This window comes from Acidobacteriota bacterium (genome assembly GCA_019347945.1).
Classification (GTDB): Bacteria; Acidobacteriota; Thermoanaerobaculia; order Gp7-AA8; family JAHWKK01; genus JAHWKK01.
The window spans coordinates 1-21,207 of record JAHWKK010000017.1; the positions used below are offsets into that span (position 1 = coordinate 1).

At 61.7% G+C, this 21,207-nt stretch carries 19 protein-coding genes; 13 read left to right on the plus strand and 6 right to left on the minus strand.

Features of this window, described 5'->3' with window-relative positions; translation table 11 throughout:
• Positions 1-447: 447 nt before the first annotated feature.
• On the minus strand, positions 448-1,821 hold the full coding sequence (locus tag KY459_11420) for a sigma-54 dependent transcriptional regulator (GenBank protein MBW3565325.1): 1,374 nt from the start codon (positions 1,819-1,821) through the stop codon (positions 448-450).
• A gap of 10 nt (positions 1,822-1,831) precedes the next feature.
• Positions 1,832-4,570, minus strand: a complete 2,739-nt coding sequence (locus KY459_11425; GenBank protein ID MBW3565326.1) for a PAS domain-containing protein — start codon at positions 4,568-4,570, stop codon at positions 1,832-1,834.
• Positions 4,571-4,808: 238 nt separating this feature from the next.
• Between KY459_11425 and mtnP the strand changes: the two genes are divergently transcribed.
• The gene (mtnP, locus tag KY459_11430; GenBank protein ID MBW3565327.1) at positions 4,809-5,681 is read left to right on the plus strand and encodes an S-methyl-5'-thioadenosine phosphorylase; all 873 of its coding nucleotides are present in this window, start codon (positions 4,809-4,811) and stop codon (positions 5,679-5,681) included.
• Positions 5,682-6,232: 551 nt separating this feature from the next.
• Here mtnP and KY459_11435 read toward each other — a convergent pair.
• Positions 6,233-7,141 (minus strand): sugar kinase, encoded by a 909-nt coding sequence (locus KY459_11435; GenBank protein MBW3565328.1) that lies wholly within the window; start codon positions 7,139-7,141, stop codon positions 6,233-6,235.
• 74 nt (positions 7,142-7,215) lie between these two features.
• Complete coding sequence (locus tag KY459_11440; GenBank protein MBW3565329.1) at positions 7,216-7,668, minus strand: cyclic nucleotide-binding domain-containing protein; 453 nt, start codon at positions 7,666-7,668, stop codon at positions 7,216-7,218.
• A gap of 51 nt (positions 7,669-7,719) precedes the next feature.
• On the opposite strand from KY459_11440, the gene crcB reads away from it, so the two are divergent.
• From crcB to KY459_11470, 6 genes are all read left to right on the plus strand, one after another.
• Entirely contained in the window at positions 7,720-8,091 is a 372-nt protein-coding gene (crcB, locus tag KY459_11445) for a fluoride efflux transporter CrcB (GenBank protein ID MBW3565330.1), read from the plus strand.
• 48 nt (positions 8,092-8,139) lie between these two features.
• A complete protein-coding gene (locus tag KY459_11450) occupies positions 8,140-9,102 on the plus strand; it encodes an NAD(P)H-binding protein (protein MBW3565331.1) in 963 nt (320 codons plus the stop codon).
• 38 nt (positions 9,103-9,140) lie between these two features.
• Positions 9,141-9,827 carry an orotidine-5'-phosphate decarboxylase gene (pyrF, locus tag KY459_11455; protein MBW3565332.1) on the plus strand — a complete coding sequence of 229 codons (687 nt, stop codon included), beginning with the start codon at positions 9,141-9,143 and terminating at the stop codon, positions 9,825-9,827.
• Positions 9,824-11,521 (plus strand): DNA polymerase/3'-5' exonuclease PolX, encoded by a 1,698-nt coding sequence (gene polX, locus KY459_11460; GenBank protein ID MBW3565333.1) that lies wholly within the window; start codon positions 9,824-9,826, stop codon positions 11,519-11,521. The genes pyrF and polX overlap by 4 nt, the downstream gene beginning before the upstream one ends.
• A gap of 55 nt (positions 11,522-11,576) precedes the next feature.
• Positions 11,577-11,879 carry a hypothetical protein gene (locus KY459_11465; GenBank protein MBW3565334.1) on the plus strand — a complete coding sequence of 101 codons (303 nt, stop codon included), beginning with the start codon at positions 11,577-11,579 and terminating at the stop codon, positions 11,877-11,879.
• 73 nt (positions 11,880-11,952) lie between these two features.
• Positions 11,953-14,361 (plus strand): YfhO family protein, encoded by a 2,409-nt coding sequence (locus KY459_11470; protein MBW3565335.1) that lies wholly within the window; start codon positions 11,953-11,955, stop codon positions 14,359-14,361.
• A gap of 70 nt (positions 14,362-14,431) precedes the next feature.
• Here KY459_11470 and KY459_11475 read toward each other — a convergent pair whose 3' ends face one another.
• Complete coding sequence (locus tag KY459_11475; protein MBW3565336.1) at positions 14,432-14,779, minus strand: hypothetical protein; 348 nt, start codon at positions 14,777-14,779, stop codon at positions 14,432-14,434.
• Between the two features lie 167 nt (positions 14,780-14,946).
• The gene (locus KY459_11480; GenBank protein MBW3565337.1) at positions 14,947-15,795 is read right to left on the minus strand and encodes a DUF4097 domain-containing protein; all 849 of its coding nucleotides are present in this window, start codon (positions 15,793-15,795) and stop codon (positions 14,947-14,949) included.
• A 59-nt stretch (positions 15,796-15,854) separates the two neighbouring features.
• Between KY459_11480 and KY459_11485 the strand changes: the two genes are divergently transcribed.
• From KY459_11485 to KY459_11510, 6 genes are all read left to right on the plus strand, one after another.
• Positions 15,855-16,571, plus strand: a complete 717-nt coding sequence (locus KY459_11485; GenBank protein ID MBW3565338.1) for an outer membrane lipoprotein carrier protein LolA — start codon at positions 15,855-15,857, stop codon at positions 16,569-16,571.
• Between the two features lie 3 nt (positions 16,572-16,574).
• A complete protein-coding gene (gene tgt / locus KY459_11490) occupies positions 16,575-17,684 on the plus strand; it encodes a tRNA guanosine(34) transglycosylase Tgt (GenBank protein MBW3565339.1) in 1,110 nt (369 codons plus the stop codon).
• Entirely contained in the window at positions 17,678-17,980 is a 303-nt protein-coding gene (yajC, locus tag KY459_11495) for a preprotein translocase subunit YajC (GenBank protein ID MBW3565340.1), read from the plus strand. The genes tgt and yajC overlap by 7 nt, the downstream gene beginning before the upstream one ends.
• A gap of 12 nt (positions 17,981-17,992) precedes the next feature.
• Complete coding sequence (gene secD / locus KY459_11500) at positions 17,993-19,570, plus strand: protein translocase subunit SecD (GenBank protein MBW3565341.1); 1,578 nt, start codon at positions 17,993-17,995, stop codon at positions 19,568-19,570.
• 13 nt (positions 19,571-19,583) lie between these two features.
• Complete coding sequence (secF, locus tag KY459_11505; GenBank protein ID MBW3565342.1) at positions 19,584-20,768, plus strand: protein translocase subunit SecF; 1,185 nt, start codon at positions 19,584-19,586, stop codon at positions 20,766-20,768.
• 133 nt (positions 20,769-20,901) lie between these two features.
• Positions 20,902-21,204 carry a hypothetical protein gene (locus KY459_11510; protein ID MBW3565343.1) on the plus strand — a complete coding sequence of 101 codons (303 nt, stop codon included), beginning with the start codon at positions 20,902-20,904 and terminating at the stop codon, positions 21,202-21,204.
• Positions 21,205-21,207 lie beyond the last annotated feature (3 nt).

Genomic DNA, 21,207 nt, shown 5'->3' on the forward strand with positions numbered 1-21,207 from the left:
GCGCGGTGGTGCCCCTGCCGCACGGGGGCGGTGGTGGGTCTTCTGGGGGAGTGGGCGTGGGGGGTGTGTTTTATACTTTGAAAAACACTTCAAATCACGGGGGTTTTTGGCCAATTTTTGTTTTTTATTTACATTGTCCCCCCCCGACCCCGGTCTTTCAACTCGAGCGGGTGGCGAGCTTGCGGATCGTTTCGATCCAGCGTATCTGCGGGCGGGCGGGCGAGGGACCTCCAGAGCAAGTACAGTGAATCCAAGCGCAGCGCCCCTGCAATCTTCCCAGACTCGGCGCTCCGCTTGGTCTCCCTGTACTTTCATGAGAGATCCCTCGCCCCCCGCCCGACCGCACGCTCGGGATGACCGGGGAGTGCGGGGGCGGCGCGTGGGCTGATCACGGCGTCTGGAATCATCCGAGGCCTCCTCCAGCCTCCAACCTCCAACCTCCAACCCTCAGCTGCTCGAGGGATGGATGCCGAGTCGTTTCATCATCTCGTTGAGCGTGGACGGCTTGACCTGGAGGAGCTCGGCCGCGCGTTTCTGGACGCCACCGCTCATCTCGAGCGACTGCAGAATCATCGTTCTCTCGTAGCTCGAGACGGCGTCCTTGAGCGAGATCCCCTCGTTCGGAACGTGTGTCAGCGGACGGTCGGTCGCGTTGGGGTAGCGGAGGCTCTCGGGGAGGAGCTCGGCGGTGATGGTGCTGTTGGTTACGAGCACGACGGCGCGCTCGATCGTATTCTCGAGCTCGCGGACGTTGCCGGGCCACCAGTAGTCCATGAGGAGCTTCATCGCGTCCGGCGCGATCTCCGGCTGATCCTTCCTGTTCTCCTCGGAGTACTTGTTGAGGAAATGCGTCGTGAGGAGAGGGATGTCCTCCCGGCGCTGCCGCAGAGGAGGAAGCTGGATCGCAATGACGTTGAGTCGGAAGAAGAGATCCTGACGGAACTTGCCGTCGCTGATGAGCTGCTGAAGATCGGCGTTGCTGGCGGCGATGATCCGGACGTCGACCTTGATCGTCTCGACCGCTCCGAGTCTCATGAACTCCCGTTCCTGGATGACGCGGAGCAGTTTCGCCTGTGTCTCGAGGTTGATGTTGCCGATCTCGTCGAGAAAGATCGAGCCGCCGTCGGCGACCTCGAACAATCCGCGCTTCATCGCGACCGCGCCGGTGAACGAGCCTTTTTCGTGACCGAAGAGGTTCGATTCGAGCAGCTCCGGCGGCAGCGATCCGGAGTTGACCGTCACGAAGGCGTTCTTGGCTCGCGGGCTTCCGTGGTGAATGGCGCGCGCGACGAGCTCCTTTCCGGTTCCCGATTCGCCGGTGATCAGAATGTTCGATCGGGACGGAGCGGCCTGTCTGATGAGATCGAACAGGCGGCGCATCACGTCGCTTTTTCCGATGATGTTGTCGAACGAGTACTTTTCGGAGAGCTCGGCCTTCAGACGTTCATTCTCCGTTGCAAGGCGCCGCTGCTCGAGTGCCTTGTTGACGGTCAGCACCACCTCTTCGTTCTTGAACGGCTTCGGGATGTAGTGGTAGGCGCCGAGCTTCATCGCATCGATCGCGGTGTCGATCGAGGAGTAGGCAGTCACGATGATCACCGGTAGGGAGGGATGGGTGTCCTTGACCGAGCGGAGCGTTTCCATCCCCGACATGCCAGGAAGCATCATGTCGAGGATGATCAGATCGACCGGCTCGTCCTCGAGGTAGACGAGGCCTTCTTCACCGCTGGCGGCTGTGGAGACCTCGAAGCCCTCGCGGACGAGCACCGCCTCGAGGACATCTCTCATGACTTCTTCGTCGTCGATTACGAGAATCTTCATGCGATCCCGTTCAGGATATCTCCGCGGCCGTTTCGAGTGGGAGACGGACTTCGAACGTGGCTCCCTCTCCCTCACGGGATACGAGGCGGATCTCGCCTCCGCTCGCCTGAATGATCCGCTCGGTGATTGCCAGGCCGAGTCCGGTGCCTCCCTGACCGTGCTTGGTAGTGACGAGCGGTTTGAAGATCTCTCCACGAAGCTCAGGGGGAACTCCTGGCCCCTCGTCCCGGACCGTCAACAGGGCCTGGTCGCCGTCCCGGCGAAGGTCGATCTCGATCCTCCCCTTCCCCTTGAGTGCGTCGCGTGCGTTCAGTAGGAGGTTGGTGACGACCTGCTGCAGCTCGTACGGATTTGCACGAACCCGCAGCCCCGCCGGCATCGAAACGTCGAGCTCGATCTCGCCGGCGTTCGTGACCGATTCGTTCAGCTCGAGCGCCGAGCTGATGACCGTCGCGAGATCGACCGACTCCTGCTCGAGGCGGCGATTCGCGGCGAAATCGAGAAGGTTGTTGACCAGTCGAGACGCCCGGAAAGTCTGCTTCTCCATCTTCTTGAGCGTGCCGAAGCGCGGATCGTCCTCGTTGGTCTCGGCCAGGAGAAGCTGGGCGTACGAGGAGATGCCGGCGAGCGGTGTATTCACTTCGTGAGCGATGCCGGCCGCGAGAAGACCGAGCGATGCGAGCCGGTCCTTCTCCTGGAGCTCGCGCTCGAGGCGGGTGATCTCGGAGACATCGCCCATGACGAGGACGGATGCCCCGAGAGGGGCGTCGGAGGCTTCGAACGGGCTGCGCGAGATCGTGACGTTGCGCTCTTCGCCGCGCCGGTTCCGGAAGCTGATCTCGGTCATCCCGGGACTGCCGTCGAGGGTTTCCGGCGGAAGGATCTCGCCGATCCGGTCCACCGAGGATGGATCGGTCCCGGTCAGGTTCCAGAAAGCGCTGTTGGCGGTGAGGATCAACCCTTCGCGATCGATGACGGCGATCGCGGAGGGGGAGGACTCGATGATGTTCTCGCTGTACTCCTTGAGCGAGCGGATCTGATCGAGCTGGGCGCGAAGCCGTCCGTAGAGTCGGGCGTTCTCGATGGCGAGGGCGAGCGGCGGAATCAGCGAGTGGATCAGCCGGAGATCGTCGGTGGAAAGCCGTTCGTCGAGCCCCTTGGTTCCGCAGATGAGAAGGCCCTGGAGCTGCTGTCGATGACGGATCGCGAAGAGATAGCGGTATCCGGCGGCGACCATCCTCTTCGAGATCTCGCCGTCATCCGCGCTGCGAGGCCGTTCGAGGTGAATGACACGGCCGGCCGGCAGATCGGCCATCCGGTCGGCATTGATCCATTCCGGCAGCCGGTCGTCGTGATCGTAGAGGGTCAGATGGGAGCCTTCACGGATGTAGACGTTGACGCGCCGGATCTCGATCGCCGCAATCAGACGGTCGCGGATGATCTCGATCAGCTCGTTGAGGTCATGGAACGTCGCCAGCTCCTGCGTCAGCGACGACATCGCCCGCCGGTGCCGCCAGGTCCCGCGATAGACGAGCATTTCGATCAGCCCCTCGACGCGGTTCTTCATCGGTACGAGAACACCGGCGATCAGCAATCCGGAAGTGAACGCGATCAGATTTCTCTCGACCGAGTGCGACTCCTCAATGAGACTCGTGAGCAGGACATTCACGGTCGAAAATGCGATCACGCCGAAACCGAAGGTGATCGTATATGCGAGCGCCTCCTTGATCACGACCTCGACGTCCCAGAGCTTGTAGCGAAGGATCGAGACCGCGAATGCGAGTGGAATCAACGCCAGTGGAAGCGTCGCGATCGTCGAGTAGACCGAGTTCGTCCCCGTTCTGATGAAGGGAATCAGATAGAGGACGAGGAACGGGAGAAAGCCCGCGGCCATGCCGAACCAGATCCACTTGATCTGCTTTTTCTCTCCGACTCCGGGGGCGTTCCGATACGTCCAGGTAATCGCGATGAATGCGAGCGTGAAATAGACCGCGAAATGCAACATCTCCCAGCGATCGATCATGCGGAACGACGTTTCGGGATCGAGAACCGGAACGAGGTTCCCGAGAACGAGAAGATTCACGACCCAGAGCGCGAGGACGGCTGGTACTGCGTAGAGCGCTGCGATCAGCCGCTTGTCGGTGACGAGCGGTCGCGGGAAAAGAAGGAAGAAGTGAAGCATGACGGGAGGGAGAAAGATCCGTGCGAGCTCTTCCACCATCCACATCGCCTCGAACGTCAGGTTGGTCTTTCCCGCGGGAGAGTAGGTGAAGACGATGAATGAGAGGATCGTGACGATGTAGAAGAGCGTCGTCTCCTCTCCGCGGCCCTTCGTGTAGGTGAAAAGGCCGATGACGAGATAGAGGAAACCGATGAAGGTCAGGAAGAGGAACTGATAGTCGATCTTCAGCGGCGGCGGGCTGTAGGAGATGACGAATGTCTCGTCTCCGCGCGCCACGAGCAGCGAGGCCTCCTCGGAGCGTCGCATGGTTCGCCGGAGACCGTCGATGTCGCCGGGGGGAGTGCTGTTGATCAGCCAGATCTCGTCGCCCGGGAGGAGGCCCGCCCGCTCGGCCCGGCTTCCCGGGTCGACCGATCCGACCAGCAGTGTCTCCTTCTGCCAGGTGTAATCGAAGTCGAGACGCTCGAATGCATCGCGGTTCCGCTGGAACGACTGGAACGCACCGATGACCGCGATGATCGTCAGCATCACCAGCAGCGTTTTCGAAAGGACCGATCTGGCGTTCACGACGTATCGCGAGGCAGCAACCGGGGTGCCGCGCGCATTTACATTATAAGTCTATTGTTTTCAGGATGTCGTCCTCCCTGAGGCGCTGTTAGTGACCCATCCGATTCCATCGGATTGAACTTTGGCGACAGATTTCCGGATGGGGCGAGGCGAAAATACGGATTCATGGAGCGGCAATCCAACAGAGCTCCGAATGCGTCGTCGAGCTCGATTCGGTTTTTTGAGAGAATGCGCCGTCATGGAGAGAGAACCGAGAATCGGAGTGATCGGGGGGTCCGGGCTGTATGCAATGGAAGGTCTGGAGATCGTGGAGGAGCGGAACGTATCGACGCCTTTCGGCGCGCCCTCCGATCCGGTCACGATCGGGCGGATCGAGGGAACGGAGGTGGCGTTTCTGGCGCGGCACGGGAAGGGCCACCGGCGGTTGCCGGGGGAGATCAATTTCCGGGCGAACATCTTCGCGCTGAAAAAGTGCGGAGTCGAGACGATCCTCTCGGCTTCGGCGGTCGGGTCGATGAAGCTCGCCTACCGTCCCACCGACATCGTCTTTCCGCTCCAGTTCATCGACAGGACGCGGCACCGCGAGGATACGTTCTTCGGAGACGGAATCGTGGCGCACGTGAGCTTCGCCGATCCGATCTGTCACGACGTTGCGAGAGCTGCGTTCGAGGTGTCGCGCGAGCTCGGAGTGAGCTCGCACTTCGGCGGAACCTACCTCTGCATGGAAGGGCCGCAGTTCTCGACCCGGGCCGAGAGCAATCTCTACCGCAGCTGGGGCGTCGACGTGATCGGAATGACGAATCTCCAGGAAGCGAAGCTCGCCCGCGAAGCCGAGATCTGTTACGCGACGATGGCGTTGGTCACCGATTACGACTGCTGGCACGAGACGGAAGAGTCGGTCAACGTCGAGCAGGTGATCGAGTATCTCCACAAGAACGCGAAGACCGCCTGCGAGATCGTGAAAGCTGCGGTGAGGCGGATGGCGGAAAGAAAACGCGACTGCGAGTGCGCGGCCGCGCTGCGCTACGCGATCCTCACCCCGCCCGACGCGATGCCACCGGAGCGGGCGAAGGAGCTGGAGCCGATTCTGGGCCGATACCTGAAAAAATAGTTGCCGGTTGCCGGTTGCCGGTTGCCAGTTGCCAGTTGCTGGTTGCTGGTTGCTGGTTGCCAGTTGTCAGTGAACCAGTGGCCAGTTGCGAGTGACCAGTTGTTTGACCAGTGGCCAGTTGCCGGTTGCCGGTTACCGGAAAGGCAGTTCACTTGTGGCCAGGTTGATGTTGCCACTCTTGTCCAGGTTGATTGTTACCACCCTGGAGTGGCGGCAGGATCTGAGGAAAGCGAAAGAGAGGACCGAGGAAGAGCTCCTGTTTCCACTCAGCCCGCGCATGCGGGCGTCAGGTCTTAGCCCCCGGCTTCAGCCGGGGGACAGGCTGCGTTCAAAATAGGTGTCGAGCCCGCTTCAGCGGGCGACAGGTGCGTCCGAGAACCGTTCTGCGAGGTTTGAGGGACCATGTGGACGTCGTGGACGTCGTGGACGATGTGGACGTCGTGGACTGCGAAACGAAACTGAACGTCACGACGTCGGTCTTGGCAACTGGCAACTGGCAACTGGCAACTCGCAACCTCCAACCCACCTACCGGCAACCGACAACCGGCAACTCACTCGGGTAGCCAGGTCACCTTGCGAAACATGGCGAGCCGCGAGTCGAGGTCGTCGCGGGTGATCTCGCGGAGACGGTCGAGTCCGAACTTCTCGACGGTGTAGGAGGCCATGATCGAGCCGTAGACGATGGCCTGGCGCAGCTGGTCGTCGTTCACTTCCTTCGCCGCCGCCAGCCATCCCATCAACCCTCCGGCGAAGGAGTCGCCGGCGCCGGTCGGATCGAACACCTGCTCGAGCGGATACGCCGGAGCCGCGAAGATGTCGTCCCCGGTGGCCATGAGCGCGCCGTACTCCCCGCGCTTGATCACGATCCAGCGGGGCCCGCGCGAGAGGAGTTTGCGCGAAGCCTTCACCAGGTTCGGCTCGTCGGTCAGCTGGCGCGCTTCTCCCTCGTTGATCACCAGCAGGTCGACCTTCGCGATCACTTCCTCGAGACCGTCGCGCGCCGAGTCGATCCAGTAATTCATCGTGTCGAGCGCCACCAGCTTCGGGTCGCGGACCTGTTCGAGCACCTCGAGCTGGAGCTCGGGAGCGATATTGGCGAGGAAGACCATCTCGGAATCGCGGAAGCTTTCGGGTAGGTCCGGTCGGAAGTCGGCAAAGACGTTGAGCTGCGTTTCGCGGGTCTGGGCGACGTTGAGATCGAAGCCGTACTCTCCGCTCCAGAAGAATGTCCGTCCCCCGTCGATCCGGACGATTCCGGAGGTATCGATGTTGCGCCCCTCGAAGACCTTCATCTCCTCATTGCCGAAATCGTCGCCGATGACGGCCACGACCCGGACGGGGGCGAAGATCGATGCGGCGACCGAAAAATAGGTTGCTGCGCCTCCGATCGTCTTCTCCGACTTTCCGAAAGGCGATTCGATCGCATCGAACGCCACACTCCCAATGACGACTATCGACATCTGGATTCTCCCGGGCGCAGAGGTTTTCGCGCCGCGCGTTTCATACAGGATCGGGAAGCGGTGAATTCCGAACGCTAAACCGGTCGCACGCGCCCCTGTCGTCGAACCGAATCGCGAAGCCGCTCGACGAGAAGCTCGCTGAGAGCGATCGCGAATTTCGCGAGAAGGTCCGGCTTCGAGCGGAGATGCTCGACCAGCTCGGCTCGATCCCACACACGCACCTCGGAATCGTTGACGGCGCGAACCGACACGGTTCTCGGTGATTTGTCGATGAACGAGACCTCTCCGAGGACATCGCCCGGGCCGATCGTGGCGACGACATTCTCTTCGCCGTCGCGGACAGTGACGACTTCGAGGCGCCCGCTCTCGACCGAGAAGAGAGCGGAGTCCTTCTGCCCCTCGCGAATCAGAAAGCCATCCGACGCGATCGGGAGGACCGATCCCAGATCCTCGATCTGCGCTCTTTCGGCGGCATTCAGATACTTGAAAAGGGGGTGGTCCGATTCGTCCGGAAACATTCCGTCCATCGCGATTTCTCCGTTACCCGAGCCTCGGGCGAACGCTATCATACCGATCCGATGGACGGGCTCAGGAACCTTTTTCTCGTGGGAGCCGGCGGAGCCCTGGGGAGCATGCTTCGGTATCTGATCTCCACGCTGTTGGTGAAGGGAGCATATGGCGGGTTTCCGTGGAGGACTCTGGTCGTGAATCTGGCAGGGTCGATCGCGCTCGCCTGGCTGCTCCGAGGCGGTCTTCTTTCGGTGTCCGAACAGACGAGACTCTTCCTCGGAGTAGGGCTGCTCGGCGGATTCACGACTTACTCGACGTTCAACTACGAGGTCGTCGAGCTGGTCCGGCATGGTCACATGGGTCAGGCCGCAGCCTATGTCGCGACGACGGTCATCGTCGCGTTTGCCGCCGCGATGATCATCATCGAGTCGCCGGCCTGAGCGCGGCGGGCATGAATCGCGAAAAAGGATCTGCCGGAGGAAGAAGAGATGGCTGGAAGAACCACGGTCCTCGTTTCGGATGCCACCGGTTTCGTCGGTGGTCATCTGTACCATGCCCTCATTGCGACGGGGCGCGAGGTGCGCTGCGGCACGCGGGATCCCGAATCGGCGCGCGAGCACGATCCGGTTCCCGACTGGGTCGCATTCGACATACAGGACCCCGACTCGATGCGGCTCGCGATGAATGGTTGTGATGCCGCGTATCTTCTGCTTCCCGACGTCGGAAACGACGACGACGACCGTGCAATCGTGGCCGCCACGAACTTTCGCTCCGCCGCCGAGCAGGCGGGGATCACCCGGATTGTCTATCTCGGAGGCGTCGAGCCGAAGGGAGAGCCACCGAGACGCCTTCGGGCGCGGATCGAAATAGGCGAGCTGCTCCGCGCCGGCAATGTTCCCGTGGTCGAGCTCCGCGCGGCGCTGATCATCGGTGAGGGGAGCATCGGCTGGAAGGTCGTTCGAGACGTCGCGGCGCGTTTGCCGGCGCTGTCGCTGCCGAGCTGGATGGAGAACCGGTCGGCTCCGGTCTTCATCGACGACGTCGTGACGGCCCTGCTCGCTTCGATACTCGATGCGAGGATCGAAGCGAAGTGGTACGACCTGACGGGACCGCGGCTGGTGTCGCACCGGGAGCTCATCGAGAAGACGGCTGCGCAGATGGATCTCGATCCCGTGGTCGTCGAGTCCGCCGAGGGCGATCCGGAATCGGCCGCGTTCTGGGTCGCGCTGATCTCCGATGCGGATCCCGAGCTCACGCGGGAACTGGTCGAAAGCCTCCAGGCGGATCTCACTCCGAGCGGTGAAACGGTCTGGCACCGGCTCGATGACGTCGAACGTGTGCACATTGACGCCGCCATCGCGATGGCGCTTGCCGACGGTCGGGATCCGGGAAACCCGTGTGAGGAGCGGCGGAAGGCGCTGGTCGCGATCGGGAAGCGCTACGCGCAATGAAGAGCGGCACGCGAGGAGCGCACTAGAATCAGGAACCGATGAAAGAGAAACTCATCGTTGCGGTGGATCTGGCCGAGCGGGATGCGATTCTGGCGCTCTGCGACCAGCTCGCCGCTGAAGTCGGTCTGATCAAGGTGGGACTCCAGGCGTTCGTAGCGAATGGTCCGGAGCTCGTTACGGAGATCCGGTCGCGGGGAATCGAAGTCTTCCTCGATCTCAAGCTCCACGATATCCCCACGACGGTCGAGAAGGCGACGAGGGCTGCCAGGGAGCTCGATGTCAGAATGCTCACGATTCATTCATCGGGGGGCCGTGCGATGCTCGAAGCCGCCCGGCGCTCAGCGGGCGAGTCGACGCTGCTGCTCGGTGTGACGGTTCTGACGAGTCTCGACGACGCCGAGCTCGAGCGGATCGGATTTCGACACGATCCTGGCGACGCCGTGATCCGCCTTGCCGGCCTCTGCTTCGAGACCGGAGTGGACGGAGTGGTGGCGTCACCACACGAGATCGAGCCGATCCGCGCCCGCTACGGGGGGCTGACGATCGTGACTCCCGGCATCCGGATGAGCTCCGATGCTCCCGACGATCAGAAGCGCACGATGACCCCGGAAGAGGCGATTGCGCGGGGAGCGGATTACATCGTGGTCGGGCGCCCGATCACACGGAGCGATGATCCCGTCGCTGCGGCGCGACGAGTGATTGACTCGATGGAGCGTGGTGCATGACCCGGCAGGAAGTCGCGAAGGTCCTCGATCTGATCGCGCGCTACAAGAAGCTGCGCGGCGAGAACAAGTTCAAGGTTGGCGCCTATGAGCGGGCAGCGGACGCACTCGCACGCGCGGAAGGCGATCTCGAGGATCTCGTGCGCAGCGGAAAGCTGACGTCGATCGAAGGGATCGGGAAGGGGACTGGCTCGGTCATCGAGGAGATCGTCCGCGAGGGGCGGAGCCGGCTGCTCGAGGAGCTCCAGGCCGAGATTCCGGAGGGGGTCCTCGACCTGGCCGAGCTGCGGGGGGTCGGGTCGAAGAAAGCTCGGGAGTTGTGGCAGCGATACGGGATCAGTTCGATCGACGAGCTCGAGCAGGCGATTGCAGCGGGCACGGCGGAAGATCTGTCGGGTTTCGGAACGAAAACGGTCGGGAGAGTCGAGCAGAGCATTCGGCTGAGAAAAGAGGACGGATCGAAGGTGCTCCTCCCGATGGCGCTGGAGACCGCGGCGAGCCTCTCCGAGCGTCTGGAATCGATTGCGGGAGTGAAGGAGACGATCGTTTCGGGACAGGTCCGCCGGAGACACGAAACACCCGATTCGATCGACATCGTCGTCATCGGATCGCCGGTGAAGAGCGTCGCTTCGAGGATCGTCGAAGCGGACCTCCCCGTGGAGATCATCGGACGGAAGGGCGCGCTGATCGAAGGGCGCGCGCGTCCGGATCTCGAAGTGCGGCTTCACCTGGCCACGCCGTCGGCACGGGGCCGTACGCTTCTCACCTCGACCGGCCCGGAGGATCTCGTCGCCGGCATCGCGAAGCTGGCTCGCGAGCGGGGTGTCGTTCTGACGAAGGTCCGGGCGGCCGGCGAGGACGAGGTCTTCGAGCGGATCGGACTTCCCTGGATCCCTCCGGAGAGGAGGGACGCCGGCGTGGAAGCGGCTGCGGACGTACCTCTTGTGGATCGGGGAGACATTCGCGGCACCTTTCACGTCCATTCGACGTGGTCGGACGGGAAGAATTCGCTCGAGGAGATGGTGGGTGCCGCGCGGGACGCCGGGCTCGAGTACGTCGGGATCTCGGATCACTCGAAGACGGCCGCCTATGCCGGAGGGCTCGACGAGACCCGCGTGAAGATGCAGGCGGCCGAGCTTCGCAGAGTGCGAAAAGCGTTTCCGGACATCCGGGTGTTTCACGGAACGGAGTGCGACATACTGCCCGACGGGAGTCTCGATTTCGACGACGATACGCTGGCGGGATTCGACTTCGTGATCGGCTCGGTCCATTCGCAGTTCTCGATGAACCGGGCCGAGATGACGGACCGTATTCTGCGGGCGATGGACAATCCGTTCCTGACGATTCTCGGACACGTCAGCGGGAGGAAGCTGCTCATCCGCCCGGGCTACGAGGTCGAGTACGAGCGGATATTCGACAAGGCCGTGGAGCGGGACGTGATCATCGAGATCAACGGGCATCCGAGAAGGCTCGATCTCGACTGGCATCTGATGGCGCGGGCGATGGAGCTCGGCGTGCGGTTTTCGATCAATCCCGATGCGCATTCGGTTGGTGCGATCGATCACGTCGAGACCGGTGTCTGGAACGCACGGCGTGGCGGCGTTCCTCCCGAGCGGGTTTTCAACACCCTCGGTGTCGACGAGGTCGCACGACATCTCGAGGAGCGTCGGAAGCAGGCGATGAAAAAAACAAAATAAATTCCAGGACCGCGAACCGGAATTCGCGTTTTTCGTGACGCGTTCGGGCGAAAGAATGCCGGGAAAAGAGCTCGCAGTGGACGGAGAGATCGTGGCGTCGTTCGAACGCCGCCGCCGATCACGGAAGTATCGGATGATCGTCGAGCTGACGGAGGGAATCATCGCCAGCCATCCGCGTCTCTCCTACCGTCAGGCCCGATGCCTGATCGCGTGTGCGCGGCGCTCGATCCGAGAGCTCTCGCCGGCTTTCGCCGCCGAGTTCGAGCTCACGGTCGTCCCCGATCTCGAAGCGTGCATCCGGGAGCGGTGGCCGGACGAATGTTCGACACGTGCATCGAGCAGAATGCTGGTCAACTAGCGGGCGAATCGAGACGTCTGCAGACCGCGCTATCCAATCCTGGCCGTGTGAGCTGAGAGTATGATCGCGCGGGATGTTTTTGGTGGCCCCGATTCTGTTCCTGTGCCTTGCATGGGCGATCCATTGGATTTGGGGTCGCATCGGAGATGGGGTCCCCCGGAGAGTTACGATTTTCTTCCTGGCTCTGGTCTTTCTCTACGAGGGGGATGCGCTTCTAACGGACCGTCATGAGATCCCGGCTGGACTGGCATTCAAGGCATATCCATGGCGCGCCACCGGCCATGAGCCGGTGGAAGCCAACACAGGGATCGTGTTCACGCAGCTGGTTCCCTGGACGACGAGCGCCCGAAGCCAGATTCTCGATGGTGAGCTTCCGCTGTGGAATCGGACGGCTGGCGCAGGCACGCCGCTGGCTCACAATCAGCAGACGGCAATTTTCCACCCTTTCACGCTCGCTGGATTACTGCTCCCCGTCGGCGACGCATGGACCCTGACGGCTTCTCTGCGGCTGTTCTGGCTGTTGTTTTTCGTTTTCGTGCTGCTGCGACGCTGGTCGGTCAGTGCGCCGGCCGCGACCTTCGGAGCCGTGGCCTATGCGTTTTGCACCTTCAACGTAGTATGGCTGCTGTTTCCTCTGGGGCTTGCTGCAATGATGCTTCCCAGCGCGCTTGCCGCCACGGAAGAGCTAATACTGCACCGGACACCGGCAACCTTTCTCACTTTGACCTTTATGTTGAGCCTGCTGGGGCTGGCAGGTCACCCGGAAGTGGCACTGATGGCCGCGATCGTCGCGTCGCTCTACGCGCTGTATCGCGTTGGTCGCCATTGGACACGCCGCTCTGGTTCAGACCTCTTTTGTTTTGCCCTAGCTGGCGTGGCGGCAATGATGCTCACCTCTCCTGTATGGCTGCCTACCTTGACGTTGCTTCCGGAGACGCCGCGATACGCCGCATTCGAAGGCCTTCGAGAGCGGAGCCTTCAGGACAGGATCAGCGCTGATTGGCTGTTGCCCCTCGTTGCGCCCAACGTCCTCGGGACGGTTCCGTCGGCCACTTATCGCGCGCCGGTTCCTTCCGATGGCTCGATCCTGTCGGACTATGGTGAAGTGGCTTCAGGTTACGCCGGCGCGGGGACGTTGGCCTTCGCGCTCGTGTCGATTGTTTTTTCACGCCGTCCCTGCCGTCTGTTTCTCATCCTCTTGATGGCTGGTGCTTTCCTTACCCTTTACGAGGCTCCGGGATGGCACTGGATTTTGATGAAGATCCCGCTCGTCGGAATCGCCTTGCATCAGAGAGTCCGCTTCCTATGGGCGGCGGGGGTAGCGTTGCTCGCGGCACTGGCTCTGGACGACTATCTGAAGGGGCGGCTGAGCGCAGCGCAGCTGAGGTGGGGATTGATTGTGGCTACGTCGATGGTCGCGGGCATTCTGTTTTTTCGTCTGAAAGAATTCATGATCAGGAACGTCCTCCTGGAGCAGGTGGGATGGTTCGGGATGTCGCTGCTCTCCCTGACTCTGCTCATCGCGATGGCCGGCAGGTTGAAACCCATGGCATTCGTGCGCGCCGCCGTAATCGTGACATTCATCGAGATCGTCGTGCTCACATGGGGCTATAACCCAGCCGGGACCCCCATCTATCCTCGTACGCCTTCGGTGATGCGCATGAAACAACACGAGGGTCCGTCGCGGATCGCCGCCATGGAATGGTCATTCATACCGGACACGCCCGGCTACTACGGACTCGAAGATCTCAAGACCACCGATCCAATTCAGTTGACGCCCTACATGAAAGTTTTCCGTCACGCTCTGGATATCGCACCCGACAGCTATGACCAGATCATTGGAAGTCTGGATCATCCGCTTGTCGACTTTCTGAACGTGCGATACGTCTACAAGCCCCCGGGCGAACCCCTGGAAGTTGAGGGTTTTCGCCTGGTGTACCGCGGTGCCGACGGGGACGTATACGAAAACCGTCACGTTCAGGAACGCTATCAACTCCGGAGCAGCTTCATCATTCAGCCGGACTTCGCCGCGACGCTTAGTGCGCTGGATCGGATCGACACGAGGTCGGTGGCAGTCATCGATCACATACCGGAGAAGATCCTGTCGCAGGCCGGCCACGCGGGCGCTCAGCTCGATCCCGGGACTGAACTATCGCTGAAACCCGGAGGATCAGCGCGTCTGAAGGAGTATCGGAGCAATTCGTCCGCCATCGAGATCGACGCTCCCGACTGGAGCCTGCTCGTGACGAGCGACTCGGACTGGCCTGGTTGGAGAGCGCACTGGAATGGAGAGCGCATTCCGACGGTCCGAGTGAACGGCGCTTTCGTCGGGGTTCTGGTGCCTCCCGGGAAAGGGACGCTGAATCTCCGTTATCGGCCGAAATCCTTTGACCGCGCTCTGAATGTGTCCGGCCTCGCGGTCGTGCTTCTGACGATCGGTCTGCCCGCGTGGCAGATCTCAAGGGTCATCCGCCGGCGGTAGTCGATGCCCGGGAACTAGGGATGCGACGGCGGAGCGGGCTCCGCCGCCGGATATCTTCCGGATCGAAGAATCAGGCGCGGTATTCGTACGCGCGCCGGATGTAGCGCCGGTCGCGGTCGTAGTCGGCGCCGTAATCGGTGCGCAGACGGCGATCGAGGTCGTCGTTCCACGACGGGTAATCCTTGCGGTAGTTCTGTTGAGCCGCGTACCCGAACCGGAACGCCTGCTCGTGATTCTCGAAGGCGTCGTCGGTTCCGGCGGCCTGTTTCACCGTATCATCCGCATCCTGATCGAGATCCCGCGCCGAGTCGGAGCCGAAGTCGTGCTTGGTCTGCTCCCAGTCGTTTTTGAACGCCGCCTTGGTCCGGTCCCAGGCGCTGTCGTGCTCATCTCTGTACCATTCAGGTCTGTTCTTCATTTGCTTCTCCTTTCGTGATTGCCATTAGCGATCAATGGAGTGAGCAAATTACGATCCACTATTTCCGTCCGGTTGAGTCATCTGCGCGAATTGCGACGGGTTCGAGCCGCGGAAGGCGTCGGGTGGGCGGCCGGGAACGACCGGAAAGTCGGGTCGAATGATCGAAATCAGAACCGGTCGTCGCGCTCGTCGCGCTCGATCTCGGTCGCAACCGCCTCTTCAGTCACCACGATCTCCTCGGTGTTCTGGTCGGGCACCACCGGAGCAACTCGGGTCGAGGTGTTGGAGTCGCGGAAGGTGGTTCTCGTGCGGGAGACTGTGATTCCGCCATTCACGGTGGACGCGCTCAGCACGACCGCCTCCCGATCGGAGGATCCGACCGTCACCGGGATCTCGGAGTTGAACGAGCCGTTGACCTGATGAATGTCGGCGGCGAGCCGGGTCGTCTCGGGTACTTCGATCTTGATCGATCCGTTCACGCTGCTGAACTCGCCCCCGGGGAAGCTGCTGGTGTATACGGCGGTGATCCCGCCATTGACGGAATCGGCGTGCACGCGGGAGCTCGGAGTCTCGATCTCGATCCTTCCGTTGACGGTGCTGACGTCCTGAGCTGCCTCGATCCCCGTGGTGAGGATCTTCCCGTTGGTTGTCGACAGATCGAGCTCCATCGAAGACGGGATCGTGAACGTGTAGGTTCCGCCTCCGTTCTTGTGCCTCCAGGAGCGGCGTCCCCATTCCTCCCGGACGTTCAGAACGTCGCCGGCGATCTCCGTCAGAAGGAATTCGGCGGGGTCGATGTCCTCAGGAAGCTCGAGGCGTGCGCTGAGCGTCACGAGGGGAGTCGAATCCGCGACGACCTCGACTCGACCGTTGACTGTTCGGACGTCGATTTTGCGAAGCTCGGTCGCGTCGAACGTTCTCTCGAGGGTGACCGTCGTGGTGGGCTCGGGCTCCCAGCAGCCTGCAGCCGCCAGGCTGGAGGTGATAAGGAGGATGGCTGTGGCTCGGTGTTTCATCTCGTGAGTTGATACGGGACCGGTGGTCCGATGTTTCAGTTCGTTTCAGGTTATTTGGAATGAAGCCTTTCGGCGGGGGCGTTACCCGGCACATGACGGGATGGAAGGTTTTTTCGGTCGTCGCGTTCGCTGCGGGTGCCGCAGCATCGCTCATCGCCGCGCCCCAGCGCGGCACCCTCCTGGACGAGGTTCTCGCAAAGGTCGACGCGAAGCAGAAAAATGTGCGAGCGATCGAGGCTGATTTCGTCCAGACGAAGGAGTTGGACCTGCTCGCCGAGGCAGGCGTCTCGAGAGGGAGATTCGCTTACCAGGAGCCCAACCGGGTGGTCTGGGAGTACGAGTCTCCGGCGCGCGTCACGATGGTGATCGCGGACGGGAAGATGACGACCTACTACCCGGATCTGGGGAGAGCGGAGCGGATGGAGATCAAGCGGTTCGAGCAGCAGATCTTCCGCTACATGGCCGCCGGAACCGGAGCGCTCGACGAGCTGAAGGAGTACTTCAACCTCCGGTTCGTCGACGATGCCGCCAAGGGCTCGTATCTGCTCGAGCTGAGCCCCAAAACGAAGCTGATCGCGCGACGCGTTCAGGGAATCCGGATCTGGATCGACAAGGAGAGCTATTTCACGACGGCCTTCGAGTGGACCGAGGGGGATGGCGACACGACCCGGATGGAGTTCAGTGACGTGAAGATCAATCCTCGGTTTGATTCCGATCGCTTCGAGCTGGACATCCCCGGAAATGTGAAGATCGAAGAGGTGAGTTTCGACCGCTGAAAAGTGGCGCTGATCGATTTTCGCATTGATGCGCGGGACGGCGAAGCCCGCGCGGGAGCTCTCCGTACGAAACGGGGAGACATTCCGTTCCCCTTCTTCATGCCGGTGGGGACCGTTGGCGCGGTCAAGGCGCTGACGATCGACCAGCTCAGGGCCCTCGACCCCGGCATCATCCTCTGCAACACCTACCACCTGATGCTCCGCCCCGGCGTGGAGCTCGTCGAGACGATGGGCGGGCTGCACCGGTTCATGTCGTGGGACGGGCCGATTCTGACCGACTCGGGGGGGTACCAGGTCTTTTCGCTCGGCGCGATCCGGAAGATTCGTGAAGAGGGGGTGGAGTTCCGCAGCCACCTCGACGGAAGCGCGCACTTTCTCACACCGGAGCGCTCGATCGAGATCCAGGAGCGGCTGGGGGTCGAGATCGCGATGGCGTTCGACGAGTGCCCGGCGCCCGATCAGACGAAGGGGGAGATCGAGCGCTCGATGGAGATGACGCACCGCTGGGCGCGGCGATCGCTCGACGCGAGCCGGGGAGTCTCGGCGATTTTCGGGATCGTGCAGGGTGGAACCCACCCGGATCTACGGAAGCGGAGCGTCGAGGCGATCGCGGCGATGGGATTCGAGGGGCTGGCGATCGGGGGGCTTTCGGTCGGCGAGCCGAAGGAGCTGATGCACGAGGTTGTCTCCCGGACGGCACCGCTTCTGCCGGACGACAAGCCGAGGTATCTGATGGGCGTCGGGACGCCGGAGGACATTCTGGTGGCGGTCGAGGCGGGTGTGACGATGTTCGATTGCGTGATGCCGACCCGGAATGCGAGAAACGGAACTCTCTTCACGAGACGAGGGAAGATATCGATCCGGAACGCACGTTATCGGGCTGACGCGGACCCGATCGATCTCGACTGCGGTTGTCTGGCTTGCAGATCGGTGTCACGAGCCTACCTTAGACATCTTCACGTCAGTGGTGAGATCGCGGCCTCCGTATACGGAACCATTCACAATCTGCAGTTCTATCTCGATCTGATGGGGGGAATCCGGCAGTCGATCATGGAAGGACGATTTCGAGCCTTCCGCGAAACGGTCATGTCGGAAATGTCTGAACAATGCTGACCATCGCCGCCGCAACCGGGGGAGCAGCCGCGCTGATCGCCAACCTCTTTCCGGTCTTCGCCGTGATCCTGATCTTCTACTTCATGGTGATCCGTCCGGGAAACCAGCAGAGGAAGAGGCTGCGGGAGATGCTGGCCGCGCTGAAGAAGGGCGACCGCGTGATCACCAATGGTGGCATTCACGGAGTCATCCAGAGCGTCGATGACGATACCGTCCAGTTGAAGATCGCAGACAACGTCAAGATCAAACTCTCACGCTCCGCCATCGCATCACTGATCGATGCGAAGGCGAGCTGAGCGGAGGAAGTCGTGAAAAAATACACATGGAAGATCGTTCTGATCATCGCGATCATCGCGATCTTCATCTCGGTGCTGATTCCCCGGGAGAACAAGCCCGATCCGATCAACCTCGGACTCGACCTCAAGGGGGGCACCTACCTCGTGATGGAGGTCAACACCGACGACGCGCTGAAGGTCGAGGTGGATCAGGCGATGGAGCGCTTCCGGCTCAGAGCGGAAGAGGAGGGGCTCGCGGCGCCTCGGCTCAGCCGGACCGAAGGGCACAGCTTCCTGATCGAATCGCCCGAGGGATCGAGCCTGGACGCGTACGAGTCGTTCGCCGAGGACCTTCTGACCGAGTACGAAGTATCCCGTTCCGGCGAAGCCGTCGAGGTCGCACTTCGCTCGGCGACCGTGAGCGAGATGGAGTCGCAGACGGTACGGCAGGCGATCGAGACGATCCGCAACCGGATCGACGAGCTCGGAGTGACCGAGCCGATCATTGCCAGGCAGGGAGGGCTCGAGGGGAGGCGCATCGTCATCCAGCTTCCGGGCGTCGATGATCCCGCCCGGGTAAAAGACATCATCAAGACGACCGCTCAGCTTCAGTTCCGGATCGTCGAAGGTGGTCCCGCGCCGACCGAAGAAGACGCACTCGCGAGTCTTCCGCCGACGCTGAGCCGCAACGAAGTAGTGGTGCTTCCCGGCGACAGGGTGAACGTCTTCGGCGAGGTTCAGGGGCGGGAGTACTGGCTGCTCCAGAGACAGGTCACCGTCACGGGTGCCGATCTGAAGACCGCCCGCGTGCAGCGGGGTCAGCTCGGCGAGCCGATCGTCGCGTTCTCGATGACGGCCGAGGGTTCCGGAAAATTCGGTGATCTGACGGGCGCCAACATCAACCGGCGGATGGCGATCGTCCTCGACGACAAGGTGCAGTCGGCTCCGACGATCAATTCCCAGATCACATCGGACGGAATCATCGAAGGAAGATTCTCGGAGCAGGAGGCGCTCGACCTGGCATTGGTTCTCCGCAGCGGCGCCCTTCCCGCTTCGCTGACGACGCTCGAGGAGCGGACCGTCGGTCCGACGCTCGGGCTCGATTCGATCCGCGCTGGTGTGACGGCAGCGATGATCGGATTCGTTGTGGTCGTCCTGCTGATGCTGGTCTATTACAAGCTGGCGGGCGTAAATGCCGCGGTGGCTCTGACGTTGAACCTCGTGATCCTGCTGGGCCTGATGGCCTACTTCGGCGCGACGCTCACGCTTCCCGGAATCGCCGGGATCATTCTGACGATCGCCATGGCGGTCGATTCGAACGTTCTCGTTTTCGAGCGGATCAGGGAGGAGCTCGACGCGGGCAAGTCGATCCGCGCTGCGATCGATGAGGGCTTTCGTCTCGCTTTCGGCACGATCATCGACACCAACCTGACGACGATGATCGCGGCGCTGTTCCTCTTCCAGTTCGGAAGCGGCCCTGTCCGCGGCTTCGCCGTGACGCTGATGATCGGTCTCGGCGCATCGATCTTCACGGCATTCTTCGTTTCACGCGTCATCTTCGATCTGATCTACAACCGGCCGGGAACGCGGCCGACGGCGATCAGCATCTGATTGGGGCTTTGACATGTACATACTGAAAAACACGAACATCGACTTCGTTCGCTGGCGCTGGGTGATCACGATCATCTCGCTCCTGATCGTTCTTTCGGGACTCGTGGTCATCATGACGCGGGGGCTGAATCTCGGGATCGATTTTGCCGGCGGTGCCAACGTGATCGTTCGTTTCCAGGAAGCCCCGGAGACGGCGCGTCTGCGGTCGATCGTGCCCGACGCGGTCATCCAGCGGTTCGGTCCCGAGGAAGACAACTCGATCCTGTTCCGCCTTCCGCAGCAGGACATCGAGGGAGACTACGCAGGTGAGGTGGTCGCGCTTCTTCACACGAGTCTCAACGAGGAAGGCGACACGAAGCTGGACCTGAATTATCAGGGGAGTGCTGCAATCGCCGAGCTCCTGTCGACCAGAGCCGGGCTGTCCGAGGTCGGAGCAGCAGAGATGGCCCAGGAGATCATCGACGCACGATCATCGGTCGAGCTTTTCAGCGACTGGTCCCAGGTCGAGGCCATCGAAGGAATGACGCCTGCGATTCTGGAGGTGCTTCGAACCGAAGCCTACCTCGGTTCCTTCAACGTCCTGAGCCAGGAAACCGTCGGTCCGCAGATCGGACGGGAACTTCAACGAAAAGCCTTTCTCGCCATCGTCCTCGCCATTCTCGCAATGGGGGTTTACATCGCGATTCGCTTTGCCGACATCAATTTCGGTATTGCCGCGATCATCTGTCTCATTCACGACGTCGGAGCCGCGCTCACGCTGCTCGCATTCATGCGTGCCGAGTTCGAGATCATTACCGTGTCCGCGATGCTTCTCATAGTCGGTTATTCGATCAACGACACGGTCGTCATCTACGATCGCGTACGGGAAAATCTCCGGAAGATGCGAGGCAAGGGCGACTACGCCCGGATCCTGAACCTCTCCATGAATCAGACTTTGAGCCGTACGGTTCTGACCACGGGGACGACGCTTCTCGCGATCAGCTCGCTCATCATTTTCGGAGGAGAGGTCATCCGGGAGTTTTCCTGGGTCCTTTTCGTCGGAACCATCGCCGGTACCTATTCGACGATCTCGATCGTTCCAGCGATCGTTCTGGCGCTCAGGAAGATGCGGGGAATCGGCGAGTCGAGGCGCGTCGATCGCACGCGAGCCGAGGCGAATCGGCCGGCTGCGAGCGTCGAATCCGAGAACCGCGCCTGAGCCGCCGGGAGTGTCGTACGGCGTTAGCTGTCACTGATCTCGCTTCGGTTCGGTCCGGGACTGAGCTCATCGGAGGTGCTCCGAGAACGAACGCTGATCGGGCCCGATAGCCGAAAGGCATATCATTCGTCGTATGAGAGTCGCGAAGACGGCACGCTACACGATCGCTGAGAGGGCGCGCGAGGAGCTCGAAGCGGCGATCACGGAGTTTCTCGGAGCGATTCGACGGAACGAGCCGGATACCGAATATCGCGCCTTTCGAGAGTCGAATGGTCGCGGATACGTCCACGTGATGTCGTTTCCCGACCAGGCAGGGGAGGAACGGCACCGGAGCAGCCCCTGGACCGAGAGGTTCGTCGAGAAGCTCTATCCCCGTTGCGACGCCGAGCCGGTTTTCACCGAGATCGAGGAAATCGAGTCTTCCGAAGGGAGTTGAGGA